This is a genomic window from Victivallis vadensis, assembly GCF_003096415.1.
GTDB lineage: Bacteria > Verrucomicrobiota > Lentisphaeria > Victivallales > Victivallaceae > Victivallis > Victivallis vadensis.
On record NZ_QEKH01000002.1, the window covers coordinates 51,694 to 66,968 of the forward strand.

Below are 15,275 nucleotides of genomic sequence, written 5' to 3' on the forward strand. Positions count from 1 at the left end.
TCGCCTTCGGCGACCAAGGCGCTTCGCCCCTGCTCGCTCCGGAAGGAGCGAAATCCCCTCCTGCTTAAGCTTTTAATTCTGAGGTGTCGGGGAGGGGGATAAGTTGTTTTTCGCGCTGCCGCAGCTCGCGGAAGAAGAAGACCAGGAACGGGACGCAGCTGGAAAAGGCCAGCAGATCGGAGATCGGCTGGGTGTATTCGACTCCGCCGAGGCCGAAGAAGCAGGGCAGGATCAGGATCAGCGGCAGGAAATAGATCCCCTGACGGGTGGCGGAGATGAAGAGCGCCTGAAACGCTTTGCCGACGGACTGGAAGAGCATGTTGGACAGCACGATCGTCGATTGCAGCGGCAACGCGAGGCACTGGGCGCGGAACGCGGTCGCGCCGATTTCGATCACGGCCGGGTCGTCGCTTTGAAAAAGGGAGATCACTTCGGGGGCGAACCAGAAGCCAAGTGCTCCGAGACAGGTCAGGAATACGGTGCCGGTCTTGACGGTGAAGCGGAACGCCTCGCGCACCCGGTCGAACCGCTTCGCGCCGTAGTTGTACCCCGCGACCGGCTGGAAGCCCTGTCCGAAGCCGATCAGCGCCGACAGCAGGAAGTGGAACACCCGCCCGACGATGGACATGGCGGCCACCGCCGCGTCGCCGTAGCCTCCGGCGGTCACGTTCAGAGCCACGGTGGAGATTCCGGCCAGCCCCTGCCTGCAGAAACTCGAAGAACCGATTTTGAGGATTTCAAGGTAGTCGCTCCAGCGGCGCGAGATGCTGCCGAAAGAGAGGCGGGTGATGCTTTTTTTCGCGATGAAGAAGTAGAGCAGGATGCCGAAGCTGACGGCCTGGCTGATCAGCGTGGCCAGCGCGGCTCCGGCGATGCCGAGGCCGAACGTGAAGATGAACAAAGGATCAAGCCCGATGTTCAGGAGCCCGCCGACCCCCAGCCCGACCATCGACAGGACCGCCTTGCCTTCGGCGCGCAGGATGTTGTTGAGCACGAAAGACGAACACATCAGCACCGTCCCGGCGAAGATGTATTTCGCGTAGTCCCGGGCGTAGGGCAGGATGGTCGGCGTTGCGCCCAGCAGCCGCATCAGCCCGGAGTTGAACACAAGTCCGATGACCGTCAGCGTCAGGCCGAAGACCAGCGACATCAGAAAGGCGCTGGAGCCGAAGCGGTCCGCCGCCTCCCGGTCCTGTCTGCCGAGCGCGCGGGAGACCGAACTGCCGCAGCCGACGCCGATCATGAAGCCGACCGCCTGGATCAGCGCCATCATCGCAAAGACGATCCCGACCGCCCCGGCGGCGCTGGTGCCGAGCTTGGCCACGAAGAAGGTGTCCACCATATTGTAGAAGGTGGTGATCAGCATCGACAGGATGGTCGGCACCGCCAGCGCGGAGACCAGCCGGGGGACCGGCGTTTCGGTCATGCGCCGGAATTGCCGCTGTTCGGCTTCGGAGCGTTCCTGGTTCATTTGTCGGTGTGCTCCGGTCAGTCGAGCGGCATGCCGGTCAGGTTGCGGTACATCCGCCGGAGATAACGCTCGAACTCCTGCTGCTCGGCTTCGGAGAAGTCCCGCAGCGCGTCCGAGTTGATCTTTTCGATCCGCACCCGGATTTCGTTCTCGTAGAGCCGTCTGCCTTTTTCGGTGAGGTCGACCGCGACCGCGCGCCGGTCGCCGGCGCGGTCGGAACGCGCGATCAGCCCGTTCTCTTCGAGCAGATTCAGCAGCTTGGAGATGGTGGCAGGTTCGATGTCGCACGCCGCGGCCAGCTCCTTTTGCAGGCACTCTCCGTGCAGCGCGAGAAAGGTCAGCAGCTTCGGCTGGCCTGGCGACAGGCCGATTTCGGCCATCGCCGGGCGCACCCGGTTTTTCTGGGCGTGGAACACTTTCAGAATCAGCAGATTGAACGGCAGAATCATTCGTTTACCCATATAGTTGGTTTGCTTATTATTTGCAAGCTAACTATATCACTGTTTTGTCGTTTTTCAAGCTGTCACGCGGAATTTTGTGCTCAGTTGGCCATCACATAGACGTAGATGTTCGCGGCGATCTGGAAAGCGGCCTTGCGCTGCGCCTGCGTGAAGTGGAATCCGGTCCACGCGCAGTGCAGGTCGCTGGAGTTGGTCAGCATGATCAGCCGCCCTTTGTACCACGCTCCCCACAGGCCGTTGTCCACGCCCTGCATGTGGGTCCAGCGCTTGATGTCGTAATAGCAGTGAAAGACCGGATGGCTCAGCGGCAGTTTTTTCAGCTCCACTTCGGGCAGGATTTCCCTGACCAGATTGTTGACGCTGGTGAAAAAGATGTCCTCCTTGGGCTGCCGCAGCGCGACGCAGTCGTCGACGAACAGGAAGCCGCCGCGCAGAATGTACTCCCTGAGGTTCCGCTTCTCTTTGGCGTTCAGGTCGATGCTGCCTTTGCCGGAGAGGAAGAGCATGGGAAATTCGCACATCTGGTCGAGGCGGGCGACGTCGACAATGTTCCACTCCTCCTTGATGTTGATGTCGGTGTTGGCGCGCAGCCAGTCCACCATGCGCACGTCGCCGGTGGGATGGTAGAACCAGCCGAGCGCGACGTTGCCGTTGGGGTTGTAGCCGGTGACCCGGAACTTCAGCCGCGCCCATGCGACGCGGCTGCCGCGCCCGGCCTCGAACTCCTCCTCCTGCGCGAACAGCGCGGCAAGGGTGCAGCACAGCAGCAGGAAAACAAGCGTTTTTTTCATGATCGCCTCCACGTTATACCAGTTTGAAGATTCGTCTCAGGATCAGTTCGCAGCAGTAGAGCGCCAGCAGCAGCGCCAGCAGCGTGCCGGTCGGCCAGAGCGGCCGGACGATCCGCTCGGTCAGCGTTTCGCCCTTGAGCGCGGTGAAGTCGGAGAGGTCGAGCTTCTCCGCCGGGGCGAGCACCCGGCAGTTGTCCAATGCCCCGAACTGCCGCAGCAGAAAGAGGTTGGGGGCCGGAGCGTCCAGTTCGCGGTTGCCGCGGTCGGCGGCGACGGTGAAGTCCCGCACCGCGCCGTCCCCGGAGCGCAGCCGGTAGATTCCGGGCCGGGCGGGAGTGAAGCTGCTCTCCCAGAGCCCCGCCTTGCCGGAGACGGGCTGGAAGGTGAGGCTCCAGCTCTCCTTTTCGCACGAAACGGTGCAGTCGGCGGGTACTTCGGGCTGGCTGAGGCGGAGCTTCAGCGGTTTCCCGGCGACCGGCTGCGATTCACCGAGGGTCCACGGCTGGTCGCCGAGCTTCCCGGCATCCCCGGCGAAGCTGAGCAGGTTTTCCCAGAAGATTTCGCTGTCGCGGCGATCGGAGGGGAGCGAGAGCTTCCAGCGCCACAACGGATCGGTCGCGAGCACCACGCTGCGTCCCCGGCCGAACCGCTGGACCGCGAGGATGATATGCTCCGCGCCTTTTTCATCCTTGTAGAACGCCAGCGCCTGGGCGCCGGGCTTGACCGCGTCCACCTTCGCACAGTCGAGGAAGCCGGGGCGGATTTCGCCGCCGCCGGGCAGCCTGAACATCGGCCCGGCTTCTCCCGCCGGAGTCAGGGTGAACTCCTTGAGTCTGGTCGGTTTGTAGCTGAATTCCTGCGCCCGGAGGAAGCGCTGTTCCGCGCCGCCGTTGACGCCGCGATGGTAGTTGCGGATTTCGCGCCGGAACTGGCTGGTCAGCGCGTGCTTGCGGTCGGAGCGGTTCAGATTGGGCGAAAACTCCACCGGCAGCAGCATTTCGAGCGGGGAATTGGCGTACTCCCCGGCGATCACCGGGTTGCCGGTGACGAAGATCACGCCGCCGCCCGCTTTCAGGTATTCGTGCAGCGACTTTTCGAGGCCGCCGACGCACTGTTTCCGGTTCAGGTTCAGCAGGATCACCACATCGTACTCCGCCAGCTCGCGGTCGGACGGGAAGTTGTTGTTGGGCAGCTCGGCGTTGAAGCGCCGCACCTCCAGTTCGCTGCGGTTCTCGCTGGCGACCGCGTTTTTCAGGAAGCGCGCCGCCCAGTCGTGGGTCCCCTGATAGAGCAGGATGCGTTTGCGGTTTCGCTTGACGGTTTCGAGGCACCAGACGGTTTCGCGGTGTTTGCGGCCGTTGAGCAGCAGAGCCGCGGTGTAGCGGCGGAGGCCGGGCGCATCCATCGTGAGCTCGGCACGGAACATCATGCCGCCGCCCGCGCCGTTACGTTTGCCTTCGGCGCGGAAAAGCTCGTTGCCCCGGTCGTCGGTGATCGCCAGCTCGACCTTGTCGGAGCCGGTCAGGTTGGAATAGGAGGCGGCGATGTCCACCGGCACGGTCGCATTCTGTACCGCCCTGGCGGGGGCCTCGACTTTGCGGAACTCCAGAAACTTGTGCATCGCCAGCTCGGTCACGGCCGGGACGATCCGGTATTGCGGGCGGCTTCCCGCCAGCGCCGACAGCGCCGGGGCGGGCTGCGCGTCGGAGGTGTCCACGCCGTCGGTGAAGACCACCACCGCGTCGAGGTTCTGCGAGTCGAAGAGCGCCGCGCCGTCCCGCAGCGAGTCGAGCAGGTTCGTAAAGACGGTCCGCTTCGAGGGGGCGCCCGCCAATGGCCGGATCGACTCCGCCGACGCGGCCGGTTCGAGCCGTTCGCCGATGGTGAAGTACCGGTACTCCACCTTGCCCTCCGGCCTGGCCGCCTCCTCGAACTGCCGGAGCGAATCCGCGAGCCGCGAGCTGCCGAGCAGTCCATTTGCGCACATGCTCGACGATACGTCGAAGACCACGCCGAGCCGGACGGTTTTCTCATTCACATATTCGCGGATCTCCTCGCGGCGCGGATTGCCGAGCAGCGCCAGCAGCGCCAGCAGCAGCGCGAGCCGCAGCGCGCCGAGCAGCAGCCGCTGCCGGAGCTTGAGTTTGCGCAGCGTGAAACAGTAGAGCAGCGCCGCGAGCACGAGCGCCGCGCCGGCGGCGATGCCGAAAGCGGTCGCGCCGCCGGGAAAATTCCAGACGATTTCAGCCGGATTCATTTGGCTTCCTCCCTGTCGTTCGGTTTCGCCGGTTTGCCGCGCATCCGGGAAAGGGCTTCAAAATAGCGGGCCGCCGCGTCGCGGTACTCCTCCGGAATCCGGTCGGGCGAGAACTGGTAGACCGCGTTCGGCGGCTCCCCTTCGGCGGCGTTCCGTTCGAGCAGCTCCGCGAGCTTGTCCAGCGCGGCGGCGATCCGTTTCAGCTCCGGTTCGGGCGGCTCCCGGTCCAGCTGCATGTCGCGGACCGCCCCCTGCAGCGGCATCGACTCATTGAGGGCGAGGGTGCGGCGCGGCGACTGCTTCTGCTCGCGCCAGTAGCCCATGCCCGCTTCGAGGGCGAGCAGCAGGTCGTTGCGCCACGCCTCTGCCTGCTTCCAGTCGCCGCGCTTCTGGTGGTAGCCCATCTCCCGTTTGAGGCCGTCCAGCTCGGCGGCGAGGGCGTCGGGCGTGTCGGTTTTGCCGCGCAGTTCGCGCTGCGCCCTGCCCAGCTCCCGCATCAGGCCGTCGAGTCGGGCGGCGGCTTCGGCGTCGGGGAGTTTCGTCAGCTCTTTGGCGGCGGCTGCGGCGGATTCGGCGAGCTTGCCGAGCTTGTCGGCGTTCTCCTTGAGGCCGTTGCGCTGCTCGGAGTTCTTCGCCTCCTCCAACTGTTTATGGGCCGCTTCGACGTGTCTGGCGGCGGCGGCCTTCCCGGAACTCTTCCCGGATCCGGCTATCTTGCCTTGCGCCTGCCGGACTTCGCCGCGCGCCTTGCCCAATGCCTGATCGGTGTCGCCGTCGCTGCGGCGTTTGAGCCGGGCGAGCGCCGCGCGCATCTGGTCGAGCGCCTGTTCGGCATGGACCTTCAGCGCGGCTGCGGCGTTTGAAACGATCGCCTCCTCCGCCTTGAGGCTGGGCGGGAGCGCCAGCGTGACGTACTCCGCCATCGCCGCGGGCAGTTCGGTCCGGGCCGCGAGCATTTTCAGGATCCAGGTCACTCCCGACTGCTGTTGCCCGAGTTCGGCGGGCAGCTCATCGACGCCGGGGCCGGAATGTTTGACGACGTTCTCCTCGATGCCGATCGCCTTTTTCAGCAGTTCGCCGGGATTGGGTTCCTTTTTCCGGTCGGAATCGGATTGGCCGGAGGGCTTTTTATGCGGATTGATGTTGATCTCCTTGCGGAACTGGCGCAGCGCGCGCGACAGGTGGTAGACCGCCTTTTGCTGGGCTTCCCCGGCGAGCTTCGGCGCGGGCGGGGCCGGGATTTTGCGGATCTGCTGTTCCGCGGCGAACATCTGTTGTTCTGCGGCGGAGAGCGACTGGATCATCTCCGGGGAGAGCGGGGTGTCGGTCTTGTCGTCGTCGCGCTCCTTTGCGACGAAGTCGGCCAGCTCCTGCCGGAGCTTGAGCTGTTCGTCCGCGAGCAGCCCGAACGCCTCAAGGTCGGCCTTCGGGTCGAGGCTGAGCGAATTGCAGCCGAGGTAGAAAAGTTCGTTGAGCCTGATCTGCTGCCGCAGGAAGGCGGCGATGAAGTTGTATTTTTCCGTATAGCCGCCGCCGGGGCAGTCCACCACGCCGATCTCCTCGCGCAGCTCCTTGATGCGGAAGAACATCGGCGCACTGGAGATGCGCTGCCCCTCTTTGAGCACTCCGTTCAGCCGGATGCCGACCATGTCGAACGGCTCCGCGCCGTATTCGTCGAGCGCGAACGCGCCGGTGGCGAAGATCACTCCATTTTCACTTTTTACCCCGGAGAGATCGACCGGCACCTCCGGCTGCGCTTCCCCGTTGCGGGTGATCGCGAGCGTCAGGGTGCGGAACTCGGAGTTGGTGCTTCCCTTGCCCTCCCATTCCACGAGGTCGACCGGTTTGTAGCCGGGGTCTTTTTCGGGATAGGTGAAGACCAGTTCGGCCCTGACCGGCGGTTTGGGCGGCTCTTTTTCGTTTTCCCCTTTGCCGCCGTTCTCTTCCGGTTCCTTTTCGGGATCGGCGGCGGACTGCGTTGAGCGCTGTTGCGCCGCGATCCGGTCGGACATGCGGACATGGAAATCGCCGGTCAGGATCGGCACCGCAACCACCCCGGCCAGCCACAGCGCGCACCAGAGCCACGGCCGCCACAGCAGCCGGGGGAGCGGGCGGGGGCCGGCGGAGCGCCAGAAGGCTTCGGCGCTCTCCAGCTGCGCTTCGCGGAGCGGGTTCCGTGGCTCCTCCGCGAGCTGGACGGCGGCTTCGAGCCGGTTGGCACTGCCGGGAAGCTCCCGGTCGACGCGGGCGGCGGCCTCACGGAGCGTGTTCCGGTTCAGAAAACCGAAGCAGGCGGCAAGCACTCCGGCCGCCGTGCCGCCGTACCCGGCCCACTGAAAGAGGGCGGGATCGAAGGTCAGGACGGCCATCGCCGCCGCGGTCAGCAGCAGCGGCAGCCAGCAGAGCGCCGCGCCGGCGGCGAACGGGCGCTCGAAGTTCCGCCAGAAGCGGATGGTCCGCAATGTGTGTAAAAGCTGGTTCATCGTCGGCCTCCTTATAGCGCGGTCCGGTTGGCGAGCGCCAGCTCAGAAACGAGGAGCAGCAGCGCCGCGAGGATGAAATAGGCGTAAAGTTCGGTTTTGCCGCCGCCGGTCTGTGCGGCGGCTGGGACGATCACGCCCGGAGCCGCCGTCCGGAACTGTGCGGCGCGGTCATCGACCGGGTCCGGCGCGCAGTCCGACTCCTCCGGGGGCAGGTTCACGCTGAAGAGCCGTTCCCCGGCCCGGTAGTTGCCGGGGCGGTCGAAAGTCAGGAACCCGCCCGCCGCCTGAACCGGCTTCGGACCGGAACCGTCATCGAATTCGGCGCGCTCTCCTTGGGCGAGGCGCACCACGTCGCCGGGGAGGGGGGCGGCCGCCGCGACGGTTCCGGCCGCATACTTCTCCAGCTCCCGCCAGAAGGGGAGGAAGGAGTAGTGTCCGGCCCAACTGGTCGACTCCGGCGTGAACTTCATCATGAAAAGCCAGAGTTTTCCGGTGCCGACCGGCAGTTCCGCGACTGCCGGAGCGCCGTTGTCGAACCGGATCGGCACCGCCGCTTCCGGCGGCAGCGTGACCTTGCAGCTGCGGTAGACCAGCACGTCGCTCCAGCCTGTGCCGGAAGCCTCGAAAATCCGCCGGAACACCGGGTGATCGAAGTCGAAAAGCCCGAACTTGCGCAGCTTCCTTTCCTCCGCCCGGCCCGGCGACATTCTGACACTGTAGCGGTCGAGGAAAGTCGCGATGCGCGGCGAAGCCTCCAGCGTGACCGCGCAGACGCCGCCGGATTGCAGGAACTTCTCCAGTTTTTCCTGCACTTCCGGGGTCAGACCTGCCGGGTCCTGCCAGATCAGGAGCTTTCCGGCGGCCTCGCGCGGCACCTCGGCGGGAGCGTCGGCGACGCCGACCGCGAGGGCAGGGAGGTTGACCCGGTGCTGTTCCGGCGCCGGGGCACGGGTGCGTTCATGCCCGGCGGCGCGACTGAAGTAGAAGGAGTTGTCCGGCTTCAGGCCGTCGCCGGTTTCCAGCTCGATCCGGCCGGTGATGTCGCCCGCGGGGAGCGGGGCGGTCAGCAGGAAGGAGGCTTCCGCGCCCGGCTTCAGGTCGACCGGCAGCGACGCACGGCGGGTTCCGGCGAGTTCGAGGTAGAGCGTGCCGGGCAGCAGTGCGTCCGAGTAGTTGCGGACCGTCGCGCGCACCGTCAACGAGCCGGGCGCGGTCGAAAGCTCCGCGCCGGTGACCGTCGCATTGCGGACAGTCGCCGGTTCGGGGCGGATCACGCAGAATTCGGTCGCATTCTCAAACGCCTCTTCGCGCGGGGTGCGCCGCCACGGCAGCTCCTGGCGGTCGGTGAAGAGGAGCACCCGCCGCTTTTCCGCCGGCAGTTCCCGCAGCCGGAAGTCGCTCTGGCGCGCCACCTCGGCGAAGTTGGAGGTGCTCTGGTTCAGCGCGTTCTGGCGGAAAAAGCCGAGCAGCTCCTCCGCGTCGCCGGTGAAGGGCCCGTTCCACAGAATCCGGCTGCCGCGCACGATTCCGACCGTGGCGGGCGAGGCCGGAGAGGTTTCGCGCAGCGCCGCCTCGAACCGCGTTTTGAGCCGGGCATAGCCCGGCGGCAGCTGCATCGAAAAGGAATCGTCCCACAGCAGCACGGTCGTCCGCCCCGGCGCAACGCCGACCGACGACAGGAAGGGTTGGCAGAAAGCGAGACAGAGCGCCGCGACCGCCAGCACCCGGCACAGCAGGATCAGCCGCCGCCGCCAGCTGCCGCCGCTGCGGGCTTTCGTTTCGGATTGCAGCAAAAAGAGCAGCCCCGGAAACGGGATCTCCTCTTTCGGCCTGCGGTTCAGCAAATGGAGCGCCAGCGGCACGCCCGCCGCAACCAGCCCCGCCAGGAACGCGCCCGATACCACGAAGAGAGTCATCGCATCAGCTCCTTCCTGCGGATCATCACCCGCTGCAACGCCTCGACCGGCAGTTCGGAGGTGCGGAAGAGGGCGTATTCATTGCCGGTTTCCAGCGCGACCGCCTTGAGCCGGGCGAGATGGCGTTCCACCGCCTGCCGGAAACCCTTGCGCCGTTCGTCGGGGTGGACGATCAGCCGCGCTTCGCCCTCGGGATCGGTCAGCAGCACCGGGCCGTCCCACTCCAGTTCCAGCTCGGAGTCGTCGAGCACCTGAAAGAGCAGCGCTTTCGAGCGGGCCGCCGCGACCGCGTCCAGCGCGTCGCGCAGCGATTCTGGCGCCATGTAGAAGTCTGAAATCACTACCGTCAGCGTCCCCTTGCCGAACTCTCCGGCCAGCCGCGTCAGGCAGGGCGCGAGGTGGAAGGCGTCGGCAACCGGCGTCCGGTCGAGCGCACGGAACATCCGCAGCCGGTGCGATTCGCGCGGCGACGGCGGGAATTCCTGCTCCGCCCGGCGGCCGAGCAGCGTCAGCCCCGCCGCGTCCCCCTGATGCTGCAGCAGCAGGATCAGCGCGGCGGCGAGGGTGCGGGCGTACTCCCACTTGCTCATCGCCGCCTTTTTCCCTTTGTAGTCGAGCGAACGGCTCACATCCAGCACGATCCGGCACTTGAGGTCGGTTTCGTCGTCGCGGATGCGCAGTTGCAGCCGGTCGGAGCGGCCGCTGGCGCGCCAGTCGATGTCGCGGATCGAATCCCCGGCGCGGTAGTCGCGGAATTCGCGGAACTCCGGGCAGTTCCCTTTGCGGGGGCTGCGGTGGATTCCGGCGAGGAAGCCTTCGACCAGCATGCCGGCGCGTATTTCGATCCGGTCCAGCCCGGCGAGGCCGGCGATGTCGAGTTTCTGCTCCTCCATCGCGGTTCACCTGACCGCCTTGACCAGTCCCTGAATGATCCGGTCGGCGTCCACGCCCTCGGATTTCGCGCGGAAGTTCAGCAGCAGCCGGTGGCGCATCACCGGCGGGGCCGCTTTCAGGATGTCCGCCTCGGAAACGTTGAACCGCCCGTCCAGCGCCGCGAGCGCCTTGCCCGCCAGCGCGAGATACTGGCAGGCGCGCGGCCCGGCCCCCCACTTCACATATTTCTCCACGAATTCAAGTTGTTCCGGCGAGCCCGGACGGCTGGCGCGGACCAGCCGCACCGCGAACTTCGCGACCGACTCCGGCACCGGAATACAGCGGATCGCATTCTGGAACGCGATCAATTCGGCGGCGGTGATCGCCTTTTCCGGCTTCTGCTGCGCGGAACCGGTGGTTTCGCACATCACGCGCAGCTCCGAATCGAAATCGGGGTAGTCGATCCGCAGCGAGAACATGAAGCGGTCCTGCTGCGCTTCCGGGAGCTGGTAGGTGCCCTCCTGTTCGATCGGATTCTGGGTGGCCAGCACGAAGAACGGCTCCGGCAGCGGATAGACTTTGCCGTCCGCCGACACCTGCTGCTCCTCCATCGCTTCGAGCAGCGCGGACTGGGTCTTGGGCGGAGTGCGGTTGATCTCGTCGGCGAGCAGCAGCTGGGTGAAAACCGGCCCCTTGACGAATTCAAAGCGCCGCCTGCCGTCCGGCAGCTCCTCGATGATCTGGCTGCCGATGATGTCGGCGGGCATCATGTCCGGAGTGAACTGCACGCGGGTGAACTGGAGTTCGGAAGCCTCCGCCAGCGTTTTGATCAGCAGCGTCTTGGCGAGGCCGGGCACACCGGTCAGGATGCAGTGGCTGCGGCAGAGCAGCGCGAGCAGCAGCTCGTCGATCAACTGCTGCTGGCCGAAGATTTTCTTGCCGATTTCGCGCCTGAGCTGTTCGAGCTTCGGCGCGATGGCCTGGATGGTCCCCCGGATGTCGGCTGATTCATTCATCTCCCGTCCTCCCTTGTTTTTTCTATCGAAATTGAGCGGTAATTGCCTGATCTGAACGCAGCGCCTTCAGCAGCAGCCTGCGTACCGCCGGATAGTCGGCGGGGGCGACCTCTCCGGCGGAAAACCGGATGACCATATCTGTTTTATAGCGGCCGTTCTCCCCGGCGGAGCGGGTCACTTCGACCGTCAGCGGCCCGGCGCTCTCTTTCCAATCGGCGGCCTGTTCCAGTTTGCCGTATCCCTGAATGGAAACGGTCCGCCGGAAAGTGAAAGGCTGGCCGTCGTTCAGCGCGACCGGCAGGCTCCGGGCGGGCAGCGCGAAGGGCTTCCACAGGAAGCCGGGCAGCAGCACGGCGGGCGGCGTTCCGGCCGGTTCCAGTGTGCCGGAGGTGTCCGCGCCGCCGAGCCGGAAGGTTTTCAAACCGGCGCCGGGGATCAGCTCCGCCAGCTCCGATTGCAGCAGATAGCCGAGCTGTTCGGCCGGTTTGAGCTTGAAGGCGTGCCGCTCGCGGTATTTGAAGATGCCCTGCGCATTGAATGTGAACTGCCCGTCCCTGCCTCGTTCAAAGATGAAATTCTGGGTCAGTTGATTGGCCTCGGGGCGGCCCGGCTTCACGGTGCGGAAGGCTCCGCCCGCCGGAGTCAGCACCAGCGCCGGGCGGTTTACATCCCCCGGCGGCAGGGTCGGGAACGGGGTTTCGGTGTCGGTCGCGTCGAGCCACAGCCCCTCCGGGAAGCCCTCCAGCTCCGGGAAGTACGCAAGCATGTGGTTGAACTGCCACGACGGGAAATTCGGGTCCGCCGCCCCGGCGCGGTTCAGCAGCGCGGTATATCCCTCGATGCCGAGCTTCCCTGCCAGCGCGACCAGCAGCGTCGCCTTGTCCTTGCAGTCGCCGTAGCCGGATTCGATCACCTGCCCGGGCAGGCGGGGACGCAATCCCCGGATGCCGATCGGCGTGGTGTCGTAGCGCAGTGCATTCACATAGTCGTAGAGTTTTTCGAGCTTTTCCGCATTGGAGTTCGCCCCCTGCGCCAGCCGGACGGCGAGCTGCTCCACGTCGCTCCCGGCGATGTCGGAGCCTTCGATCAGCTTCGCGTACCAGTCGGTGAACTCCTGCCACTCCTTCAACGCCGACATCCGCAGATAGGGGTGGAAAAGCCGGTCGGCGGGAAGCCACGGCACCGGAACGTAGCCGGGGAGTTTGGCGAATTCCAGCACATAGGCGCGGTTGTACGGCCCCGTCTCCTCCCTGAATTGCGGGACGGCGGGCAGATTGCCGTATTTGAAATTCAGCCGCAGCGCCTTGGGAACGCTTAAAGTGAGTTTCAACTTCTGCTGCGGATAGTTGAGTGCGAGCGTGAGCAGCCTGCTGAAGGCCCCGAGTCCGTTTCCGGCCCGGTAACGGCGGCGGTACGCGTACTCGATCCGGCTGCCCGGCTCCAGCCCGGAGAAGCGGACCGAGCCGGTCGCTTTCGCGATTTCACCGTCGTTCACCTTGCCGGTTTTATCCAGGCTGCGGGCGGTGAGCACCTCGAATTCCGTGCTGCCCGCGCGCGGCAGATAGAGCACTGTGAACTGCCGCGCCGCATCGGGGGTGTTCAGCTCGATCACATTGCGTTCGGTTTCGGTGACGGTGCCGTTGGGGTCGAAGATCAGCTCCACCTCCCGCTCCCGGCTGAAATAGGGGACGCCGGGCAGGGGCGCGGCCTGCTTCCCGGCGGCGGCCCGGAACGAATCGGGTCTGGCCCGGCGGGCCGGAAGCTCGGCGTCGGTCAGCGCGGTGAATGGATAGGCGTCCGCCTTGTTTCCGGCGGTGATGCGCGGGGATTCGGCCTGATAGAGGCCGGCCTGTCTGGCGGCCGCGCTGTTTTCCAACGCCGCCTGCCGGACGGGGTCGAGCCAGCCCTCTCCGGGCACGGAGAGCTTTTTGAGCAGGAAGTCGGGCAGTTTCGGCGGGTTGCTCTCTCCTTCGGCGGAGGCGGAGGCGATCACGGTGCGCTCCGGCTTCTTCAGCGCCTCCTGCAGCTCGTAGCTGTACGGCGTGAACACGAAAACCAGCTGTTCACCGGAAATGCGGTCGAGCCTGCGGGCCAGCTCCGTGATGTTCAACACTCCTTTGGGCAGCTTGAGCCACTGGGTGAGCCGCCCGGACTGGGCATGGCCGAACAGGAAGACCCACAGCCGGTCGGAAGGTCCCTGCGCCGCGGCGATTTTATCCAGTTCCGCCAGCACCGCCTGCCGGTCGTAGGGAGAAGCCTCCGTGAAAACACGGATCGCCTCTTTCCCGAACCCGAGCCGGGGCAGTCCGGCTTCGAGCTGCCGCCGGTATGTGTCGAATTTGCGGAACATCGCCTCGTCGCCCGCCTTGGCGAACAGCAAAAGCGCGTGGTCTGCGGCGGCAAGATACGCCGTCACTCCCGACAGCAGCAGTGCGGTCAGGAGCCGTGAAATTCCCCGTTTCCCCATGTAGAAGCCTCCATCTCCCCCCGGAAGGTCGGCCCCGTTCCGTTCCGGCTATTTTCTGGCCGGATCGGAGATCAGGGTCTTGATCAGTTTGCGATCGTCCAGACTGCGCCGGACGCCCTGTATTTCCTGATAATTCTCGTGTCCCTTGCCGGCGATCAGCACCACGTCTCCCGGACGCGCGACTGCCACCGCCCGGCGGAGCGCCTGCGCCCGGTCCGGCTCCGTTTCAAAGCTGGTTCCGGCCGGGATGCCGGCGGCGATTTCATCGATGATTTTCTGCGGCTCCTCGGAGCGCGGATTGTCGCTGGTCAGGATCAGGTGGTCGGCGTACTGCGCGGCGGCTTTTCCCATGCGCGGCCGCTTGGAACGGTCGCGGTCGCCGCCGGCGCCGAACACCGCGATCAGCTTGCCTTTCGTGATTTTGCGCAGGATTTCAAGCACGTTTTTAAGTGCGTCGTCGGTGTGCGCGTAGTCGACGTAAAAGACCGGCCCCTCCGGGGAGGCGCGGAAAGGTTCGAGCCGCCCCGGCACCCGGATCGGGCGATTGAGCGCATGGCTGATCGCCTCCGGCTTGAGTCCGTAATCGAGCGCCGCGAGAATCGCTCCGGTCAGGTTGTGGATGTTATGCGTGCCGATCAGGTTGGTGGCGACGTCGAACGCCTGCTCCTCGCCGGTCAGGCGGAATTTCGAGCCTTCCGCGCCGAGTTCGACGTCGGAGATCACCCAGTCCGCCGCCGGGGTCATGCCGAAAGTGACCTGCTGGCGGCCCGAGATGTCCCGCGCCAGCCGTTTGCCGAATTCGTCGTCGATGTTGATCACCGCGGTGCCGTCCAGTCCGAGCAGCCGGGTGAAGAAGAGCTTCTTGGCCTGATAGTAGTGCTCCATGTCGCCGTGGTAGTCGAGGTGGTCGCCGGTGAGGTTCGTGAAGATCGCGGTGCGGAACCGCGCGCCGTTGATCCGCCCCTGCTGCAAAGCGTGGCTGGAAAGCTCCATCGCAGCGGCCCGCATGCCGTTCCTGCGCATCGTGGCCAGCAGCGGAAAGAGGATTCCGGCTTCGGGCGTGGTGTGCGTGGCGGGCGCGGTGATCTTGCCGTCGCGGTATTCGACCGTCGAAATCAGCCCGCACGGTTCGCCCGCGTTGCGGAAAATGTGTTCGACCAGAAAGGCGGTGGTGGTTTTGCCGTTGGTTCCGGTGACGCCGATCAGTTTCACGTATTCATCGGGGCAGTCGCAGAACTCCCGCACCAGCCGCGCGTAGGCCCGCGACGAGTCGGTGACCCGGATGTAGGTCGGCTTTTCCAGATAGTCGGTGAGTTCGCGCTCATGCACGATCACCTGCGCTCCGGCGGCGGCCGCCTTGGTGATGAAGTCGTGCCCGTCATATACCGCGCCGGGAATCGCGACGAAGATATCGCCGGGCAGCACCTTGCGCGAATCGTTCCGGACCTGCCCGCGGGTGTGGCCCTCCAGGCCGTGGCGGGAAATGAACAGCTCGCCGAGCGTTTTTTCAAATGATGTGATCATATTTTTCTCCTCCTCT

General features: G+C 65.5%; 10 protein-coding genes. All 10 read right to left on the minus strand.

What is annotated here, in order from left to right; genetic code table 11:
• Positions 1-64 precede the first annotated feature (64 nt).
• A complete protein-coding gene (locus C8D82_RS01550; RefSeq protein ID WP_116882506.1) occupies positions 65-1,471 on the minus strand; it encodes an MATE family efflux transporter in 1,407 nt (468 codons plus the stop codon).
• Positions 1,472-1,488: 17 nt separating this feature from the next.
• Positions 1,489-1,932, minus strand: a complete 444-nt coding sequence (locus tag C8D82_RS01555) for a MarR family winged helix-turn-helix transcriptional regulator (RefSeq protein WP_116882507.1) — start codon at positions 1,930-1,932, stop codon at positions 1,489-1,491.
• A gap of 80 nt (positions 1,933-2,012) precedes the next feature.
• Positions 2,013-2,723 carry a DUF4159 domain-containing protein gene (locus C8D82_RS01560; RefSeq protein ID WP_116882508.1) on the minus strand — a complete coding sequence of 237 codons (711 nt, stop codon included), beginning with the start codon at positions 2,721-2,723 and terminating at the stop codon, positions 2,013-2,015.
• Positions 2,724-2,736: 13 nt separating this feature from the next.
• Positions 2,737-4,980: a hypothetical protein gene (locus tag C8D82_RS01565; protein WP_116882509.1), complete on the minus strand. Its 2,244-nt coding sequence runs from the start codon at positions 4,978-4,980 to the stop codon at positions 2,737-2,739.
• Positions 4,977-7,463, minus strand: coding sequence for a hypothetical protein (locus tag C8D82_RS01570; RefSeq protein ID WP_116882510.1), 2,487 nt, complete (start codon positions 7,461-7,463; stop codon positions 4,977-4,979). The genes C8D82_RS01565 and C8D82_RS01570 overlap by 4 nt, the downstream gene beginning before the upstream one ends.
• An 11-nt stretch (positions 7,464-7,474) precedes the next feature.
• Positions 7,475-9,379 (minus strand): BatA domain-containing protein, encoded by a 1,905-nt coding sequence (locus C8D82_RS01575; protein ID WP_116882511.1) that lies wholly within the window; start codon positions 9,377-9,379, stop codon positions 7,475-7,477.
• Positions 9,376-10,272, minus strand: coding sequence for a DUF58 domain-containing protein (locus C8D82_RS01580; protein WP_116882512.1), 897 nt, complete (start codon positions 10,270-10,272; stop codon positions 9,376-9,378). Before C8D82_RS01580 ends, C8D82_RS01575 begins: the two co-directional genes overlap by 4 nt.
• 6 nt (positions 10,273-10,278) lie before the next feature.
• On the minus strand, positions 10,279-11,268 hold the full coding sequence (locus tag C8D82_RS01585) for an AAA family ATPase (protein ID WP_116882513.1): 990 nt from the start codon (positions 11,266-11,268) through the stop codon (positions 10,279-10,281).
• A 22-nt stretch (positions 11,269-11,290) separates the two neighbouring features.
• Positions 11,291-13,735, minus strand: a complete 2,445-nt coding sequence (locus tag C8D82_RS01590) for a DUF3857 domain-containing protein (RefSeq protein WP_116882514.1) — start codon at positions 13,733-13,735, stop codon at positions 11,291-11,293.
• A 48-nt stretch (positions 13,736-13,783) separates the two neighbouring features.
• Positions 13,784-15,259, minus strand: coding sequence for a UDP-N-acetylmuramoyl-L-alanyl-D-glutamate--2,6-diaminopimelate ligase (locus tag C8D82_RS01595; protein WP_116882515.1), 1,476 nt, complete (start codon positions 15,257-15,259; stop codon positions 13,784-13,786).
• Between the last annotated feature and the right edge of the window lie 16 nt (positions 15,260-15,275).